At 67.5% G+C, this 17,117-nt stretch carries 17 protein-coding genes and 2 pseudogenes; 8 read left to right on the top strand and 11 right to left on the bottom strand.

Translation table 11 applies throughout. The features are described from left to right. Positions 1 to 41: 41 nt before the first annotated feature. From ACQP1T_RS28925 to cobC, 5 genes are all read right to left on the bottom strand, one after another. A complete protein-coding gene (locus ACQP1T_RS28925; RefSeq protein ID WP_433756195.1) occupies positions 42 to 779 on the bottom strand; it encodes a zinc ribbon domain-containing protein in 738 nt (245 codons plus the stop codon). Between the two features lie 186 nt (positions 780 to 965). Beyond that, a complete protein-coding gene (locus ACQP1T_RS28930) occupies positions 966 to 1,610 on the bottom strand; it encodes a hypothetical protein (RefSeq protein WP_433756196.1) in 645 nt (214 codons plus the stop codon). Between the two features lie 103 nt (positions 1,611 to 1,713). After that, the gene (locus tag ACQP1T_RS28935; protein WP_433756197.1) at positions 1,714 to 2,832 is read right to left on the bottom strand and encodes a Nif3-like dinuclear metal center hexameric protein; all 1,119 of its coding nucleotides are present in this window, start codon (positions 2,830 to 2,832) and stop codon (positions 1,714 to 1,716) included. Positions 2,833 to 2,863: 31 nt separating this feature from the next. Beyond that, positions 2,864 to 2,992, bottom strand: a complete 129-nt coding sequence (locus ACQP1T_RS28940; RefSeq protein ID WP_433756198.1) for a hypothetical protein — start codon at positions 2,990 to 2,992, stop codon at positions 2,864 to 2,866. 77 nt (positions 2,993 to 3,069) lie between these two features. After that, on the bottom strand, positions 3,070 to 4,107 hold the full coding sequence (cobC, locus tag ACQP1T_RS28945; RefSeq protein WP_433756199.1) for an Rv2231c family pyridoxal phosphate-dependent protein CobC: 1,038 nt from the start codon (positions 4,105 to 4,107) through the stop codon (positions 3,070 to 3,072). 44 nt (positions 4,108 to 4,151) lie between these two features. On the opposite strand from cobC, the pseudogene ACQP1T_RS28950 reads away from it, so the two are divergent. Together ACQP1T_RS28950 and ACQP1T_RS28955 are read left to right on the top strand one after the other, a co-directional pair. After that, positions 4,152 to 4,613 (top strand): annotated as a pseudogene (locus tag ACQP1T_RS28950) (low molecular weight protein-tyrosine-phosphatase); the annotation flags it as partial. Between the two features lie 293 nt (positions 4,614 to 4,906). After that, positions 4,907 to 5,767 carry an SURF1 family cytochrome oxidase biogenesis protein gene (locus ACQP1T_RS28955; protein WP_433756200.1) on the top strand — a complete coding sequence of 287 codons (861 nt, stop codon included), beginning with the start codon at positions 4,907 to 4,909 and terminating at the stop codon, positions 5,765 to 5,767. 168 nt (positions 5,768 to 5,935) lie between these two features. On the opposite strand, the gene ACQP1T_RS28960 is transcribed toward ACQP1T_RS28955, so the two are convergent. Further along, a complete protein-coding gene (locus ACQP1T_RS28960) occupies positions 5,936 to 6,853 on the bottom strand; it encodes a cobalamin biosynthesis protein (protein WP_433756201.1) in 918 nt (305 codons plus the stop codon). Between the two features lie 145 nt (positions 6,854 to 6,998). On the opposite strand from ACQP1T_RS28960, the gene sigJ reads away from it, so the two are divergent. Continuing rightward, a complete protein-coding gene (gene sigJ, locus ACQP1T_RS28965; protein WP_433756202.1) occupies positions 6,999 to 7,949 on the top strand; it encodes an RNA polymerase sigma factor SigJ in 951 nt (316 codons plus the stop codon). A gap of 42 nt (positions 7,950 to 7,991) precedes the next feature. Here sigJ and ACQP1T_RS28970 read toward each other — a convergent pair whose 3' ends face one another. From ACQP1T_RS28970 to ACQP1T_RS28980, 3 genes are all read right to left on the bottom strand, one after another. Then, positions 7,992 to 9,476, bottom strand: a complete 1,485-nt coding sequence (locus ACQP1T_RS28970) for a serine hydrolase domain-containing protein (protein WP_433756203.1) — start codon at positions 9,474 to 9,476, stop codon at positions 7,992 to 7,994. 69 nt (positions 9,477 to 9,545) lie between these two features. Continuing rightward, on the bottom strand, positions 9,546 to 10,661 hold the full coding sequence (ald, locus tag ACQP1T_RS28975) for an alanine dehydrogenase (protein WP_433756204.1): 1,116 nt from the start codon (positions 10,659 to 10,661) through the stop codon (positions 9,546 to 9,548). Between the two features lie 75 nt (positions 10,662 to 10,736). Beyond that, positions 10,737 to 11,504: an MBL fold metallo-hydrolase gene (locus tag ACQP1T_RS28980; protein ID WP_433756205.1), complete on the bottom strand. Its 768-nt coding sequence runs from the start codon at positions 11,502 to 11,504 to the stop codon at positions 10,737 to 10,739. Between the two features lie 71 nt (positions 11,505 to 11,575). Between ACQP1T_RS28980 and ACQP1T_RS28985 the strand changes: the two genes are divergently transcribed. From ACQP1T_RS28985 to ACQP1T_RS29000, 4 genes are all read left to right on the top strand, one after another. After that, positions 11,576 to 12,547 (top strand): GlxA family transcriptional regulator, encoded by a 972-nt coding sequence (locus tag ACQP1T_RS28985; RefSeq protein WP_433756206.1) that lies wholly within the window; start codon positions 11,576 to 11,578, stop codon positions 12,545 to 12,547. 69 nt (positions 12,548 to 12,616) lie between these two features. Next, positions 12,617 to 13,132, top strand: coding sequence for a gamma carbonic anhydrase family protein (locus tag ACQP1T_RS28990; protein ID WP_433756207.1), 516 nt, complete (start codon positions 12,617 to 12,619; stop codon positions 13,130 to 13,132). A gap of 168 nt (positions 13,133 to 13,300) precedes the next feature. Further along, positions 13,301 to 13,486, top strand: a complete 186-nt coding sequence (locus tag ACQP1T_RS28995; RefSeq protein ID WP_063040439.1) for a hypothetical protein — start codon at positions 13,301 to 13,303, stop codon at positions 13,484 to 13,486. Positions 13,487 to 13,634: 148 nt separating this feature from the next. Then, positions 13,635 to 14,255: a TetR/AcrR family transcriptional regulator gene (locus ACQP1T_RS29000; RefSeq protein WP_433756208.1), complete on the top strand. Its 621-nt coding sequence runs from the start codon at positions 13,635 to 13,637 to the stop codon at positions 14,253 to 14,255. Between the two features lie 3 nt (positions 14,256 to 14,258). On the opposite strand, the gene ACQP1T_RS29005 is transcribed toward ACQP1T_RS29000, so the two are convergent. Beyond that, the gene (locus tag ACQP1T_RS29005) at positions 14,259 to 16,067 is read right to left on the bottom strand and encodes an Eco57I restriction-modification methylase domain-containing protein (protein WP_433756209.1); all 1,809 of its coding nucleotides are present in this window, start codon (positions 16,065 to 16,067) and stop codon (positions 14,259 to 14,261) included. Positions 16,068 to 16,196: 129 nt separating this feature from the next. On the opposite strand from ACQP1T_RS29005, the pseudogene ACQP1T_RS29010 reads away from it, so the two are divergent. Beyond that, positions 16,197 to 16,436 (top strand): annotated as a pseudogene (locus tag ACQP1T_RS29010) (nitroreductase family protein); the annotation flags it as partial. A gap of 171 nt (positions 16,437 to 16,607) precedes the next feature. Here the strand turns inward: ACQP1T_RS29010 and ACQP1T_RS29015 are convergent. Continuing rightward, positions 16,608 to 17,066, bottom strand: a complete 459-nt coding sequence (locus tag ACQP1T_RS29015) for a winged helix-turn-helix transcriptional regulator (RefSeq protein WP_433756210.1) — start codon at positions 17,064 to 17,066, stop codon at positions 16,608 to 16,610. Positions 17,067 to 17,117 lie beyond the last annotated feature (51 nt).

Raw genomic sequence — 17,117 nt, forward strand, 5'->3', positions numbered from 1 at the left:
GGAGCGGACCGACGCGAGTACTGGTACCCGCACCGGAGACCTCACAAACCCGACTCCTTGGTGCGCACCAGGATCGCACCGCATTCCGGACACCGCACGATCACATCCGGCGCGGTCTTGGCGATCCGCGCGATCTCACCGCGGTCCAATTCGATCCGGCACGCGCCACATCGGCGGGCCTGCAGCAGCGCGGCGCCGGTGCCGTGCTGGGTGCGCTGCCGGTCATAGATGCTCAGCAGTTCGTCCGGGAACAGCGCGACCAGATTCTTGCGGTCGGCATCGCAACGGCCCTGTGCCACATCGAGATCCGCGAGCGCCTCGGCACGCAGGCGCTGCGCGTCGGCCAGCTCCTGTTCGGTCTTGCTGAGCCGCGCACCCGCGTGATCGTGATCGGATGCCGAGGCCTCACGGCGTTCCATCACCTCGAGCAGCTCGTCCTCGAGCACCGAACGGCGCCGCTCCAGGCTGCCCAGTTCGTGCTGAATTTCCGAGAGCTGTTTGGCACTCACCGAACCAGCGGTCAACATGCCACGGTCGCGCTCCTCGCGCTTGCGCACCGCATCGACCTCGCCCTCCAGCTTGCGGATATCGCGGTCGAGATCGTCCAGCAAGATCTCGACCGCCACCGCCGCGTCCTTGTGGCCGTTCCGCTCGGCCTCCAGCCGCGCCACCTCCTGCTGCTCGGGCAGCACGGTGCGCCGATGCGCGATCCGCGTCAATTCGGCGTCGACGGCGGCGAGCTGGAGCAGCTTGGCCTGGACAGGCGGTTCGACATTCAACGCGGACAAACTCCTGGACGCTGGGGACGGATGTGGGGGCACGCGAGCCACGGGGGTGGCGATGCCAGTCTTCAACCGTACCCCGGATGGCCGGTGATTCGGTCCGAGGGGAGTGGTCGGTGCGTCATCGACCGCGGAAGAAGCGCGGACCGGCGGTGGTGGTGCCCGTCTTATCCGGTGTGTGCGTCAACTGCCGGGTGCGCGGGTCTTGATGGCGTCGCGGGAGATGAAGACGTCGTAGCTGCCGGGAGTGGCGATGACGGCGTTGCCGTAGGCGGAGCGCACGAAGGGATCGGTCCACCATTTATGGTTGCGCATATCGTTGAAGAAGTCCTGGTCGTCGCCGTTGACGAAGATCTGGTTCTGGGTGGTGGCGACGCCGTCGAGGCGTTGGCCGTAGAGGCGGGTGACCTTGTAGCCGGAATGGAAGCCGAGGGCGTTCACCCAGGGTTCCAACTCGACGATATTGGCCTGCAGCACCCATAGGTCACCCTCGACCTGATACTTCTCGTGCTTGTCGGGATGGTGCTCGTCGCCGTAGAGGGTGAGGTCGACCTCGAGCCGGTGATCTTGGCCCGCAACCTGATTCACCACCACGTGCGCCGCCTTGACCTCCCCGCTCAGTCCGAGAAAGGTCTGGACGAGCGTGATCACCCACAGCAGCAGTACCGCGACGACCAACAGCGCTAGTCCGCCCGCGCCGCGCCCGAGCAAAACCCGCAATCCGACCTTGCGCACCATGACGAGCGCCGATATCAGCAACGCGACCGCGACCAGGATGATCAGCATCAGGCCGATCTGCACGATCCCGAAGTCCACCGGGAAATTCATGCGGTAGTTGTACCCCGAGCGGGCGGGTCAACTCACCTGAACCAGATACCAAGTCCGGCAACACGCCCGAACACGCCGTCGCACTGGATGCTTCGGGATCGGGTCACGGGGCGGCGATCGTCCACGGGTCGGTGCGCAGCGTGGAAATACGGGTTTCGAGGTCGGGCAGGGCGGTTCGGACCGCCGTCTGCGCCTGTGCGCACCAAGGGAATTCGGTTGCCCAGTGGGCGGCATCGATCACGGCGGGGCCGCCGCGACGCAGGTGTTCGTCGACCGGGTGATGACGCAGATCGGAGGTGACGTAGGCGTCGACGCCGAAGCGCGCCGCCGTGTCCAGATAGGAGTCGCCAGCGCCGCCGCATACCGCGACGGTCCGGATCATGCGGTCCGGGTCACCGGCCGCACGGACACCCCAAATGGTCGCGGGCAACGCGGCGGCAACCCGAGAGGTGAACTCGCGCAACGACTCCGGATCCGGGAGGGTGCCGACCCGACCGATGCCGAGCCCGGATGGCAGCGCCGCGCGCTCGGTGACGTGATAGGCGGGATCTTCGTAGGGATGTGCCGACCGCAGCGCAGCCAGCACGGCCGTACGCGCCGATGGCGGTGCGATCACTTCGAGGCGGTCCTCGTCGACCCGCTGCAATTCCCCGACGGCGCCGATCGCCGGATTCGCCCCCGCCACCGGACGAAACTGTCCGACTCCCGGCACCCGCAAAGCGCAGTCACGATAGGTTCCGCTGCCACCGGCGCCGGCCGCGAACAGCGCCGCCAGCACCGCATCCGCATGCGAACGTGGCACTTGCACCACCCAATTGTCCACGGCGGCTTGTGGTTTCGAATCCAAGGGGCCGGTGACCGTGAGTCCGAGCGCATCGGCCAGCGCATCGGAAACGCCCGGATCAGCGGAATCCGCATTGGTATGCGCCGCGAACAAAGCACACCCGGAGCGGATGAGCCGATGCAGCAGAGCGCCCTTGGGCGTATCGGCCGCGACGGTGTCGACCCCGCGCAGCAGCAGCGGATGATGCACCACCAGAGCCTGTGCGCGCCAATCGATCGCCTCATCCACTACGGCGGCAGTGGCATCCACCGCGAACAGCACCCGAGCGACCTCATCCCCCGGGTCGCCGCATACCAACCCCACCGAATCCCACGACTCCGCCAACTTCGGCGGATAAGCCGCGTCGAGCACCCCGATGAGATCCGCCAGCGTCGTCATCCGCCTACCTCCATATCCCGACCACTTCCGACTACTCGAGATCACCGGCCAACGCCCGGCGCTCCGGGGCGAGCGCCGTCCCACCACACCGCCCGAATTCCAGCACTCCGCCGTCCAGTGGCGGGCAGGTACTTCCATGCGGCCGGGATTGCCGTCGCATCTGAATCCTGCACGCCATAGTTGGCACCGCACCGCGCGGGACGGACGAAGCACAACGACAATCCGTCTTGGCCGACATCAAACCCCTGCCGCATGGATTCCGGCAATCAACCGATCGACCTCGGCGCGAGCGCGGACGGCAACACGCAGGTAATCCGGTCCGAGGCCCGGGAAGGTGTCCGCGCGGCGGACCGCGATTCCCTGGTCCGACAGGTGCTTTCGCAAAAGTTCACCATCTGGCACGCGCAGCAGTAGGAATGGTCCGCCGGCGGGGGTGTGGACGTGTATGCCCAGCACGGTCAGTCGTTCGATCATCGAGTCGCGTTCGGCGGCGATCGTGTGCGCTCGCCGCTGTGCCGCGGCGACCGCGTCCGGCGCGGCGGTCGCGGTGATCGCTTCCAGTTGCAGTGTGCCGAGCGGCCAGTGCGCGCGGCCGTGACTCAGCCGTGCCAGCAGCTCGGGGGCGCCGAGAAAGTAGCCGCAGCGCAGACCCGCCAGCGCCCAGGTTTTGGTGAGGCTGCGCAGGACGAGGATGTCCGGTGCGGGCGAAGCGGCCAGTGCCTGCGGTTCGCCGGGAATCGCATCGGCGAAGGCCTCGTCGACCACGATGATGCGGCCTGGTCGGCGTAGCGCGCGGATGGTGTCGGCGGGGTGCAGGACCGAGGTGGGGTTGGTCGGGTTACCGAGCACCACCAGGTCGGCCGCGACGGGGACGAGCGCCGGGTCGAGGGTGTAGGGCGGTTCGAGTACGACGCGGGTCACCGGGATATCGGCCTCGCGCAGCGCCAGTTCGGGTTCGGTGAACGAGGGGTGCAGCACCGCGGCCAGTCGCGGTGTGAGCCGGGGCAGCATGGCGAAACCCTCGGCGGCGCCCGCCAGCAGCAGCACTTCGTCGGCGCTGCGGCCGTGGCGGGCCGCGACCGCGGTGCGTGCGGCGAGTTCGTCGGCCGCGCTCGGATATCTGCCGAGGTCGTCCAGACGCGCGGCCAAGCGGTTGCGCAGCCAGTCCGGCGGCGCGCTGCCCTGCACATTCACCGCGAAATCGAGCATGCCGGGCCGCGCGTCGACATCACCGTGGTGACGCAGTTTCGCGTGCTCGACTCGCTCGGCTGACACGGGAAAACACCCTACGTGGCGGTCCGTCGGGACGACCGGCCAGAATGGCTGTCGTGGGTGAGTTGCACGTGTCATTCGTCTGTACCGGCAACATTTGTCGATCGCCGATGGCGGAGAAGATGTTCGCGGTACACCTGTCCCGCGCGGGACTCGCCGACCGCGTGCGGGTCAGCAGCGCGGGCACCGACGGCTGGCACGCCGGAGATGACGCCGACGCCCGCACCAACGCCACACTGCGCCGCCACGGCTACCCGACCGGCCACATCGCCGCGAAATTCGGCGACCGACACCGCGACGCCGACCTGCTGATCGCCCTCGACACCGGCCACGAACGCCGCCTCGCCACGCTCGGCATACCCTCGGAGCGCCGCCGCCTGCTCCGCAGCTTCGACCCCGCCGCCGACACCCTCGACGTCCCCGACCCGTACTACGGCGACACCGCCGACTTCGACCTGGTCCACGACCAGATCGCAGCCGCCATCCCGGGACTGTTGGACTGGGTACGCACCGCCCTCGCCGCACGCCCCGGTTCCACGGACCGAGCCGCCGACACCACACTCGCCCTGCACACCCGCGACGTGGGCCAAGCGATCGGCGCAATCGGCTCCGCCCACGCCGACGACGCGGAGCCGGGCGATATCCCCCGCTCGGCCCACCCTGACGCAACCGCCCACGGCCGCACAGTCGACACACCCCACGCCATCGCTACAGCCGCAGACGGCCTCAGCCCCCTCAGTGGCAACGAGTCCGGACAAGTACCAGACCAAGCAGTCTCTTACGTCTCCGACGGACGCTCGTGATGCGCCGACTGACCTTCCTGCTGCGCCCGAGTTGGCTGATCCTGGCCGTACTCGTGGCGGCCTTCGCCTACCTCTGCTTCACCGTGCTCGCACCCTGGCAGCTCGGCAAGAACACCACCACCTCGCACCGCAACCAACTGATCGCCGATTCGGTGGACGCCGCCCCGATCGATATCGCCACGGTCCTGGACGACCAGAGCACCGATTCGCACGCCGAATGGCGACGTGTCACGGCGACGGGCAGCTATATGCCCAACTCGACCGTGCTGGTCCGGCTGCGCCACCTCGACGGCGCGCCGGGCTACTCGGTTCTGGCCACCTTCGAACTCGACGACGGCCGCATCCTGCTCATCGACCGCGGTCTGGTCGCGGCCGTCGACGGCTCCCGACCACCGCAGATTCCGGACCCGCCCGCCGGACCGCAGAAGATCGAGGCGCGCATCCGGATGTCCGAGGGCGTCACCCCGGGTAAGGACCCGACCGTCCAGGACGGCCACCGACAGGTGTACTCGGTGGACACCACCCAGGAGATGACCGTCCTGCAGGAGCCCCTGACCGTCATCCCGACCGGCGAACGCGGCGGATACCTGCAGCTGAGCGAAAATCAGCCCGGCGCGTTCACCCCCACCCCTCTCCCGCAACTCGATGCGGGTCCCTATCTCTCCTACGGCCTGCAATGGCTGGCCTTCGGCATCATGGCTCCCCTCGGCCTCGGCTACTTCATCTACGCCGAGATCCGCGAGCGCCGCAAGGAAAAGGCCACCGCCACCCCGGAACCAACCCTATCCGAAACCCCAACCCCCGCACCGGCATCCACCACTGAGCAGCGCCTTGCCGACCGTTACGGCGGCACGCGCTGACCACCAGCGGCGAGACAAGCCGCCGCGAGCAAGCCTCGAGCGGCTGGGCGAAGGACTGACCACCGCGGCGGGACCCTGCTCACCGGGTCCAACCGGGTCTGCGCGTGCGATTTCTGCGCCGATCAGGCAATTGCTGCCAAGCGAACAGAGCACGCCGCCACTGGCGGATCAGCGACGCAGGATCGACCAGAGCGCGGCGGCCAGGACCGCGCCCACCTGGATCGCCTCCGACATACGTACAGCGCGCCGGAGATCCGTGACCTGCGGTGCGGGACCGTCACCCAGGGTTGGACGCAGTTCGGTGCCGTACCGGTATTGAGTCCGCCCGCCGAGCCGGACACCGAGCGCACCTGCCATCGCGGCCTCGACAACCCCGGCATTAGGGCTGGGGTGTTTGCCCGCGTCTCGTCGCCAGGCATGCAGCACGTCCGCCGGATGGCCGCCCACCGCGGGGGCGAACGCGGCAGTGAGCATGCCGGTGATTCGCGCGGGCAGCAGATTGGCCAGATCGTCCACGCGGGCGGCGGCCCAGCCGAAGCGCAGGTACCGCTCGTTGCGGTAGCCGATCATCGCGTCGAGTGTGTTGATCGCGCGATAGCCGAGCAGCCCGGGCGTCCCGGCGACAGCGCCCCACAGCAGCGGCGCGACCGCCGCATCCGAGGTGTTCTCGGCAATGGATTCCAATGCGGCGCGCGCCAATCCGTCCGCATCGAGCACCGCCGGATCCCGCCCGCACAGCGAAGGCAGCAGCGCCCGCGCACCCGCCACATCACCGGAGTCGAGCCGGTCGGCCATCTCCCGTCCGGCGCGCACCAGGCTGCGCCCGCCGAGCACCGTCCACGTCGCCAGCGCAGTCGCGACCACCCCACTGCGCCGTAGCCCGAATCCGAACGCCGTTGTCGCACCGACCAACACCAGTTCGTGCACCACCCCCGCCGAACGCCGATCGGTATAGGTCACCTGCTCCAGCGCACTTGCCGCCGTACCGAATCCGGCCACCGGATGCCACCGGCGCGGATCACCGAACGCACGGTCGAGCGCGAATCCCAGCACCAGCCCGGCCGCCCTGGAAGTCCCCGTTCGCACCCGGCGAGGGTAGCCGGTCGCCGCGAGCAGCCCGCCAGCGCGCCGTGCCAGTCGAGATGTCACACTCGCTAGCCCTGCGTCGTCATCAGCATGACGACGCATAAGCTCGCCCCTGACGGGGCCGTACGACCGAACGGCGAGACCAGTGACCGCAGACCAGCCTTCCTCCGAACCCATCGACCAGGCCGAGTTGGCTCGGCGTTTCGAGGAGCATCGGCCGTATCTGCGCAGGCTCGCCTACAGCACGCTCGGCAGCCTCACCGATGCCGACGATGTGGTGCAGGACGCGTGGCTGCGGCTGCAGCGCCAGTACGAAGCCGGTACCGCGGGCGAGATCGAGAATTTGCGGGCCTGGCTGTCCACGGTCACCGGGCGGTTGGCCCTCGATCAGCTCGGATCGGCCCGCGCCCGGCGCGAGCAGTATGTCGGTGAATGGCTGCCGGAACCCGAGGTCACCACCTGGGACGATCCGGCCGATCGGATCACCCAGGACGAGCGCGTCACCACGGCGCTGCTGGTCGTGTTGGAATCCCTCTCGCCCGCCGAGCGCACCGCATTCGTATTGCAGGATGTATTCGGTATGAGCGGTCCCGAGGTCGCCGAGGTCGTCGGGCGCACACCGGCGGCGGTGCGACAGCTCGCCTCGCGGGCACGCAAGCACGTCGAGGACGGCACACCCCGGTTCCCCGCCTCACCCGACGAACAGGAGAAGGTCGTCTCGGCCTTCGCGGTGGCCTGGCGTTCCGGTGATCTGAGCGCGCTGCTCGGCGTGCTCGACGCGAACGTCAGCCTCACCGCAGACGGCGGCGGCAAGGTCCCCGCCATCCGCCAACCCGTGCGCGGCGCCGAACTCATCGCGAAGATGCTGCTCGGCTGGTATCACGCACCGTCCGCGGCGGGCGCGTGGGGCCGCGCGGTCCTGGTCAACGGTGCGCCCGGTCTGGTCGTCTTCGACGGCAACCACACCGGCGTCTTCTCCTTCACCATCGATAACGGCCGCATCGTCGCCATCAATGTGGTCCGCAACCCGGATAAGCTGCACGACCTGCCCACCGAAGGCGCCCCCGACTGGTATCTCGGTCCGAACGCCGAATAAATCCAGGCGGCCCGCACATTTCGATGTGCGGGCCGCTGGCCGCTAGGCGGGTGCTCGGGCCACCGGCGCTTCGCGCTCGGCATCGGTCCCGGATCGGTTGCGCCGCAACACGATGAGCCACCCACAGCGGGCGATGAGAACGCATCCGCCCGCGATCGCGGCAATACCGAGAAACACCACGAGAGCAGGCCATACATAGGTCACCTGGAGAAAGGTTCCAGCTCGGCCACGGAAGACCAGACCCGCGAGCTGCGGCAACGCGATCAGGATCGGTATCGCAGCGAGATAGGGCAACTGGCGCAGGGCGATCAGCCAGCTGGGCCGGGCGGCCTGACGGTCGGCCCAACGGCGCGATCGCACCAGGCAGAGCACCCCGCCGACAATCGTCCCGAGCGTCAGCAGTGCCATCCCCCAGTCGGCGTAGACGCTCCACGGGCGGTGCACATCCGGTGACCCGCCGTGGGTGAGATCGACCAAGCCCTGCGCGATGATCCTGGGATCGTCCTCGAGTGCCAAGCCGGTATCGGCGATGACGGCGATACCGTACCCGGTGTCGGGCAGCAGGACCTGCGCGGCGGTATAGGTGAACCAGTCACCGTAGTGCACGATCTGATCGGATTGCGCACGCTGCCAACCCATTGCGTACTCGTCGTCGCCGACGCCCGATGGGGTGTGCATCTCGGTCACCGCCGCCGCCGACACCACCCGCCGCCCGTCCGGTGCCACGCCGCCGTTGTTCTGGGTGATCAGCCACGCAGCGAGGTCGGCGGCCGTGGTGATCACACCGTGGCTACCGCCGACGAACCAGTCCGGTTCGGCAACCGGTATCGCGAAGCCGTATGCCCGAATGTATCCATGCGTCACATCCTCGGCGTCGTGCGCCGAATTCACCGTCGTACTCTCACGCATTCCGATGGGCCCGAAAACATTTCGCCGCATATAGTCCGCGAACGGTTCCCCGCTGACCACTTCCACCAACCGAGCGGCCACCTGGTAATTCGGGTTGTGATAGTGGAATTCCGTCCCAGGATCGGCGGCCGATTTCGCCGCATGTAGTCGATCGACCGCTCCGGCCAGCGAATCGGCCTGCGGCCGCCGCAGATCGGGAAATGCGGTATCCGACATTCCGGACGTCTGGTTCAACAACTCCCGCACCGTGATCCGATCACCGCGCGAATCGGCCAACCGAAAGTCGGTGACATAGTCACGCACGGGTGCGTCGAGACGTACCTTCCCCGCATCGACCAACTGGAGCACGGCCAACGCCGTCATGGACTTGCTCACGGAAGCGATCGGCATCCGCGTGGTCGCGCTGATCGCCGCACCGCTCGAATCGTGACCGTACCCAGCGACATACACCACCTGATCCCCGTGGGTAATGGCGATCGAAGCCCCCGGCAACCTCGTCCGGGACAGGTATTCGGACATATACCGATCCACGGCCGCCGGATCGACGCCCTCCGCCGTCGGTGCCGCAACCGCCGCACCGACGGACGGAAACAGCACCAGGAACAATGCAATAACCACTGCCCGCCGCAGAAATCCAGCAGTCACGCTTTCGCCCTTCTCATTGCGCGGCCGCGCAATCGCACCACGTCAGCCAGCCAACCCAACCGGTTCGGGTATCGAATATCCGTGCGCCGCCGCAACCTCCGCCGACAGCAGCCGTCCCTTGTCCGCGGTGACGCCCTGTGCCAGATCGGGATGCGCCCTGCACGCCTCTCGCCACCCGTGATCGGCGATCGCCCGCGCATACGGCAGGGTGGCATTGGTGAGCGCCACGGTCGCGGTGTGCGGCACCGCGCCCGGCATATTCGCCACACAGTAATACAGCGAATCGGCCACGCGGAAAGTGGGATTCGCATGCGTCGTCGGACGCGAACCGGCGAAGCAACCGCCCTGATCGATGGCGATATCCACCAGCACCGAGCCGGGCCGCATACCGCGAACCAGTTCCTCGGACACCAGCTTCGGCGCCCGCGCGCCGGGCACCAGCACCGAACCGATGACGAGATCCGCCGCCAGTACGGCCCGCTCGATCTCGACCGCATTCGCGGCCACCGTCGAGACACGCCCTTCGAACCGCGCGTCGAGCTCGCGCAGTCGCGTCAAATTCGTATCCAGCACAGTGACTTTCGCACCCATCCCGGCCGCGACGGTGGCCGCGTTCGTCCCCGCGACGCCACCGCCGAGCACCACCACATGGGCCGGAAGCACCCCGGGCACGCCGCCGAGCAATAGCCCGGCACCGCCGAGCGGCGCCATCAGGTGATACGCGCCGACCTGCGGGCCGAGCTTGCCCGCGACCTCGCTCATCGGCGCGAGCAGCGGCAGCGACCCATCGGCCGCCCGCACTGTCTCGTAGGCGATCGCGGTGATCCCGGACCGCAGAATCGCATCGGTGCACTCGCGCGACGCGGCCAGATGCAGATAGGTGAACAGCACCTGCTCGCGCCGCAGCCGCGGATATTCCTCGGCGATCGGCTCCTTGACCTTCAGCACCAACTCGCCCTCCCACCACAGCTGCTCGGCGGCGGGCACCATCCGAGCACCCGCGGCGACATAGTCCGCATCCGAAAACCCGGACCCCACCCCCGCACCGGCCTGGATCAGCACCTCATGCCCGTGCCGCACCAGTTCCCCGGCACCGGCCGGGGTGAGCGCCACCCGAAACTCCTGCTCCTTGACCTCCCGCGGAACTGCGATCCTCATATCGCCATCGTGGACCACCGACGGTCCCCGCGCCATGAACGCCGCGCTGGCGGCGCCGTCGGTTTCCGAGGTCGCTCACACAGTGAACGTCTCACCCAGCTTCGGAATCCGAAGCTGCGCGCCACGCCCGGCGTACCCGAAACTCCGCTCCAGGCGCTCGAGCGTCTCACTGAAGTGCGCCCACCCTTCGGCGTGCACCGGCACGATCACCGCATCACCCAGCGCCTCGGCGGCCTGCACCGCGGTACGGGCGTTCAGCGTCAGATCGATATCGCCGAACCGGCCGACATTCGCGGCACCGGCGAACAGGATCGCGATATCGATCCGGCCGATCCGCGCCACGATCTGCTCGACGAGCTCGACCGATGCGTTGTCACCCGACACGTACACGGTCGGCAGCCCCTCGGCCTGCAATACAAACCCGGTGACCACGCCGGTCTGCGATTCGCACCCCGTCGGCCCGTGCAGTGCGGGCACCGCGGTCACGCGCACGTCATCCAGTGTGACGGTCTCCCAATTCGCAAGTCCCCGAACACCTTCGATGCGACCGGCGGCATCCGGTGTCGACAGGACAGTCGGCACGGTCGAGAGGAATTCCCGGCCGGAGTGGTCCAGATTGTCGTCGTGCTGGTCATGCGAGAGCAGCACGACGTCCACCGGTCCCACCTGATCGGCCGGAACCGCCGGACCGGTGAGCTTGTGCAGGGTGATCGGGCCGGGGTAGTCACCCGGAGCGTCGAAGGTCGGATCGGTGAGCCAGGTCAGGGTGCCGTACCGGAAGCGCAGGGTGGGCCCGCCGATGTGCAGGGCTTCGAACGTTGTGCGTGCGATCGTCTCGGTCATGGGATCAATACTTGTCGGCCCGATATTCGATCAATAGTGGCCCGCGAGCCGTGTAGCGATAATATCGGGCCATGCGTTCCGTAGCCGCTCTGGCCTTCGATGGGGTCATCCCCTTTCATCTGTCGGTGCCGACGCTGGTCTTCGGCCGGGTCGGCACCGAGGGGACACCCGACTATCGCGTCGAGGTGTGCGCCGAACAGCCCGGCACGCTGCACACCCCGGCCGGTTTCGACATCGTCGTACAGACCGGACTCGACGCCTTCGAGCGCGCCGACCTGGTGGTGATCCCGAGCTGGCAGCGCGGCATGGGCATCTCCGAGCAACTGCGCGACGCACTCCATGCCGCACATGCCAGGGGTGCCAGGATCGTCGGCCTGTGCCTGGGTTCCTTCGCGGTGGCGGCGAGCGGCTTGGCGGACGGTCGGGAAGTCACCACCCACTGGGCCGCGGCCGCCGAGTTGGCCGCGACCTATCCGCGGGTCCGGGTCCGCGCCGACACCCTCTGGACGGACCTCGGCGATATCGTCACCTCCGCGGGCGTCGCCGCCGCACTCGATTGCTGCCTGCACCTGGTCCGCGACGATCTCGGCAGCCGCGCCGCCACCGAACTGGCCAGGTCGCTGGTGACCGCTCCGCACCGCAGCGGATCACAGGCCCAGTACATCCCGGTCGCCGTACCCGAAGCCGCCGACGACGATCCGATCGAGCGCGCAATGGTCTGGGCGCGTACGAATCTCGGCGAGCCGATCGACCTGGACAGTTGGGCCCGCATCGCCCTCATGTCCCAACGCACCTTCACCCGCCGCTTCCGCGAACGCACCGGGACCAGTCCACAGCAATGGCTGCTGCAACAGCGCACCGATCGCGCCCGACTACTCTTGGAATCCACCACCGACACCATGGATCGCATTGCCGCCGAAACCGGCTTCGGTACCGCGGTCAGCCTGCGCCACCACTTCCACCGCATCCTCGGCACCAGCCCGGCCGCGCATCGCGCACTGTTCGCGGGAACGCCGGTGCTCGAATACTCGGCCGCGCAGTAACAGCGACGGGATTTCGTTCGCCCACCCCCGCGTCGGCTCCGCCGCCTTCGGGCCCTTTATGTTTTCGGCATGAGGATCGAGGTAAGCGGACATACACCCGAAATCGACGAGACCGCGTGGATCGCACCGAACGCCACCGTGATCGGACGCGTGCAACTCGCCGCCGAGGTGAGCATCTGGTACAGCGCGGTGCTGCGCGGCGACCTCGAAGCGATCAGCGTGGGCGCGCGCACCAATATTCAGGACGGCTGCGTACTGCACGCCGACCCCGGCTTCCCGCTGACCGTCGGCACCGGAGTTTCGGTGGGACACAATGCGATCCTGCACGGCTGCACCGTCGGCGACGATGTGCTCGTCGGCATGGGCGCCACGGTGCTCAATGGCGCGGTGATCGGCGCGGGGAGTCTGATCGCCGCCAACGCCCTGATTCCGGAGGGTGCCCAGATTCCGCCCGGTTCGCTGGTCGCGGGTGTGCCCGGCAAGGTGCGGCGCGAGTTGAGCGAGGCCGAGCAGGACGGCATCCGATTGAATGGCGCTGTGTACCTCCACAACATGGCCAACCACCGAGACGCGAAGCAGGTGTGAGACAGAGCACACTGATCAATTGTCCAAACTAAATCGCTGATAGCATGCTGCCAGCGTGCCCGGTGTCCCGGGATCTCCCGCCGACGCAGCTGTCGAGTGGCCTGTAGCGCGGAGGGCGAGCCCACCGGGATGGTGGCCGCGAAGCGTGTGCAGGTAGGAGGTATCACGGTGGCGTACGTGCAGCAGAGCATGCACCGGCCGTCGGGGCGGATCAGCGTGGCCGATATCGCGGCCCAACCGGGTGGGATCGAGGCGCTACAGCGGCGGGTGCACGAGTTGCGCTCCAGTGGAGTGGATTTCGCCGCGAATGCGATCGAAAAGGAGATGGCGGAACTGGATCTGCCGCGCACATAGTCGCGCGTGCGCCTGTCGCCTGTCGAGCTCTGGTGCCGATCCGCGGTCGAACCGCCGCGCCCCGGTGAAATAATGAACGGCACTCACCCGCACCGTCGCGACGCCCGGAAACCATCGGCGTCCCGAGCCGATTTCGACTGGAGCCTCGATGCCGACCGTTCCGCCCATCCTCCAGCGCATCCTGGAAAAGCCCGTCAGCGACGGCGAGAAACTGCTGGAGAGCGCACTGTCGGCGTTCCTGGACTTCGGCATCAAACGCACCAGCATGGGCGAGATCGCCCGCCGCGCCGGAATCAGCCCGGCCACCCTGTATCGCCGCTTCGAATCGAAGAACGAACTGGTCGAGGCGGTCAGCGTGCGCGAGGCGCAGCGTTTCGTCGCCGAGATCGATAAGCGGGTGCAAAAGGTCGATGGCGTCGAGGAACAGCTGATCGAGATCTTCGTCGCGGTCATCACCGCGATCGCGGGCAACGAACTGTTGCGGCGGCTGTTGCGCACCGAGCCCGATCTCATCCTGCCCCGACTGACCACCGAGGCCGGACCGATTCTCGCGGTCGGGCGCAGCTATCTGGCGGAGAAGCTCCGCGAACTCCGCAGCGGCGCGGATGACGATTTCGACTTCGAACTCGTCGCCGAGATCATGGCGCGGCTGGCGCTGTCGCTGGCATTGACGCCCGACGGGCTCATTCCGATCGATGATGTGGCGGCGGGTCGGGATTTCGCGCGACGCACCCTGCTGCCGATGGTCGGCGTCCGCGCCACCGCATAGCCGTCAACGCGTTTCGAATGCCCGGGTGCCGAACGCGGCCGCCACCCACTCATCGAGCAACCGGAGCGAATTCGCGTCGGGCACCCTGTCGTCGTCGATGAATTCGCGCACCAATTCGACGACGCCCCCCGCCCGCATCGTGGTCGGATCCGGCAGTGGCAACCGCGACACATACTGGGTGATCCACCGCCGCCTACCCGAATACAGCCGATTCCCGCACACCGCATCGTAGAATCGCAGCCCCAACGCCGAATTCGCTACGCCCATCAGCAAATACGCCAACCGCTCCGCGGCGCCGTCCACCCCGAGATCGGCGAGCGACATCCAATAGCAATCGCCGTTCACCACCGCCCCGGACCGATCCAAGGCGAATCGCGCCCGCTCACTGATATCGGGAAAGACCACCTTCGGCACCCGCCACAGGTGCGGCCGCTGCGGCACCCAGATCTCGAACCATTCCCTGCCGCTGTCGGTCAGATATTGCCGACCGGCCAACGTCTGCCGATGTGACTCCAAATATGCCGCGGCGCCAGGAAATTCCCGCAGGTCGACGGGCATGCGCGCGGGCTGCGCCGTGTCATACGGATACAGCACCCGTACGTCGCGCTCCCGCGAGATCCGCCACGGATCGACATCCTGATGGGTGATCAAATCGAATAGCAACTCCCCCTCCGGCCGCGGCCGCATCTCGCCCCACCGATCGGAAATGAACACCCGATCCGCAGTTGTCTTGATCCCCACCCGAATCCGCCCCACGGCACCGAATGTCCGCCAGGTCCCGGCCGCTACCTCCGCAAGCCACCTGTCGACCTCCGGCCGGGACATCCGCCACGCGCCGCCGTCCCCATCCGCGTCACAGCCCGACCCCGCATCCGCATCGTCACCATGGCCGGAGTCGGTGATCGGCCAGGCAACCATCGGATCGCTTCGGATCGCTCCATCCCCCGCGATCTGATCGCCGGAAGCCGGACCGATCACCGCATGGTCACCCGTCGCCAACGTACCGACCTCGACCGCGAAAGTGCGCCCAGCATGCTCGACACAGTGACTGTCTTCGGCGGCAAGTGCCTCGAAAAGATCTGTCCCACAGATGGTTTCGGCAGCCTGCACCTCGTAGGCCGAAACGTAGCGGCAGACCGCGTGCGATGGCGTGCGGGTGGCGATGGTGACCGCGGGCAGCACCGCCGCCTCGAACAACTTCGTATCGCCGAGATCGTACAGCTCGACCGGAGCCAACTCGGTGCGCAGCAGACTCCGAATATTCGCACCGGCCTTGGTGGTGAGAAACCGGTTGGCGCACAGCAACCCGAGCACCCCGCCCGACCGCAGCAGGCGCGGGGCAACGGCGACGAATGGATGGGTCAGATCGATCCGCCCCTGCAACCCGAACTGCTTGCTGAGCAACCGCGCGGTCGTCCCACCCAACTGCTGGGTCCGCACATACGGCGGATTGGTGATGATCGCATCGAACGATCCCGCCGCGATCCCCGCCGATTCGGTCAGGAAATCCCCGACATGCCACTCGACCGCGACACCTACGGCCGCCGCGCGCTCGCGCGCCGTCGCCACCCCGGCCGCATCCAGGTCGTACCCGACCAACTCCACCCGCACCCCCGGCAACAACTCCCGCACCACCCCATCCAGCGCAAGCAGCAATTCACCATCGCCGCAGGCCGGATCGAGCACCCGCAACACCGCGCCACCCGGCGCATGTTCGAGCAGCCGCCGCGCGAGAAAGCGCGCAAGGGCGGGTGGCGTGTAGTGCCTACCGTGTCGTTTGCGGTCGCGCGCGGCGGGCTCGCCGGGATTCATGTCTGGGATTCTGCCCCGTCACGCCGCAACCGAGGCGGTAACGCGGTCAACCGGTTTCGCGTCGTCGAGGGAGGCGCACGGGCAAAGCGACACATGAGCGCCAGCGGTTGATCGCGGCCGCCGTTCAGGGACTGCGGCCTCTATATCGGCACCTTCCTCCTGGCCGCCCATAGCCTGGGCCTCGGCGCCGCACCCCAAGCCGCCCTCGCCTCCTACATCCCCTTCCTGCGCACCTACTTCGACCTGCCCGAACACCGCCGAGTGGTCGCCGCGATCTCCTTCGGCTATCCAGACCCGGCCCATCCGATCAATACCTTTCGCACCGCCCGCGAAGACCTGGACCAGGTCACCGCCTGGCACACAAACTAACGCCGCGATCCTGAGGCCAGCCCGACACCGTGCCTCCCTCGCTGACCCGCGCGCCCACCGAAAAGGCCCGCCTCGCTTCATAATTGCGCTGTCGCATATCCAATGAGTGCCTCGCACAGGCTCTAGCTTGCGAGGCACTCACTCGTTATACGACAGCGCGGGGTGGCGGGGCTAGCCTGCTTGGCGGCTGGCTTGGGGTGTGGGGTCGGCGGAGATGTCTCGGGCGGTGAGTTCGGTTCCGCACGAGTCGCATTCGAATTTGATGTGGCCCTCGCCCGTGCAGTCCCGGTGGCGGTAGTGCACGGGTGGACCGTCCGGGGCCATGTAGGTATCGCCCCAGTCGCGGATCGCCATCAGGATCGGGTAGATGTCGTGTCCCTTGGGCGTCAGCCGGTATTCCTCATGCGCGCCGACGGCCGCCTTCTGTTTGACCAGAATTCCGTGTTCGATCAGTCGATCGAGCCGATCCTGCAATCGGCTCCGGGAGATACCGAGCACATTGTGGAATGCGTTGAATCGCCGGACGCCCGCGAACGAATATTTCAGGATCACCAGGGTCCAGCGGTCGCCCAGGATCACCAGCGGCCGCGTGATCGAACACGGCTCATCGGCAAGTTCCTCGTAGCGCACCTGTCGATGCTACCGAGCCAGCAGTGCCCGGCGGCGGCTTACCGCCGGGCA

The sequence above is a fragment of the Nocardia sp. CA-135398 genome, assembly GCF_050955845.1.
Taxonomy (GTDB): domain Bacteria; phylum Actinomycetota; class Actinomycetes; order Mycobacteriales; family Mycobacteriaceae; genus Nocardia.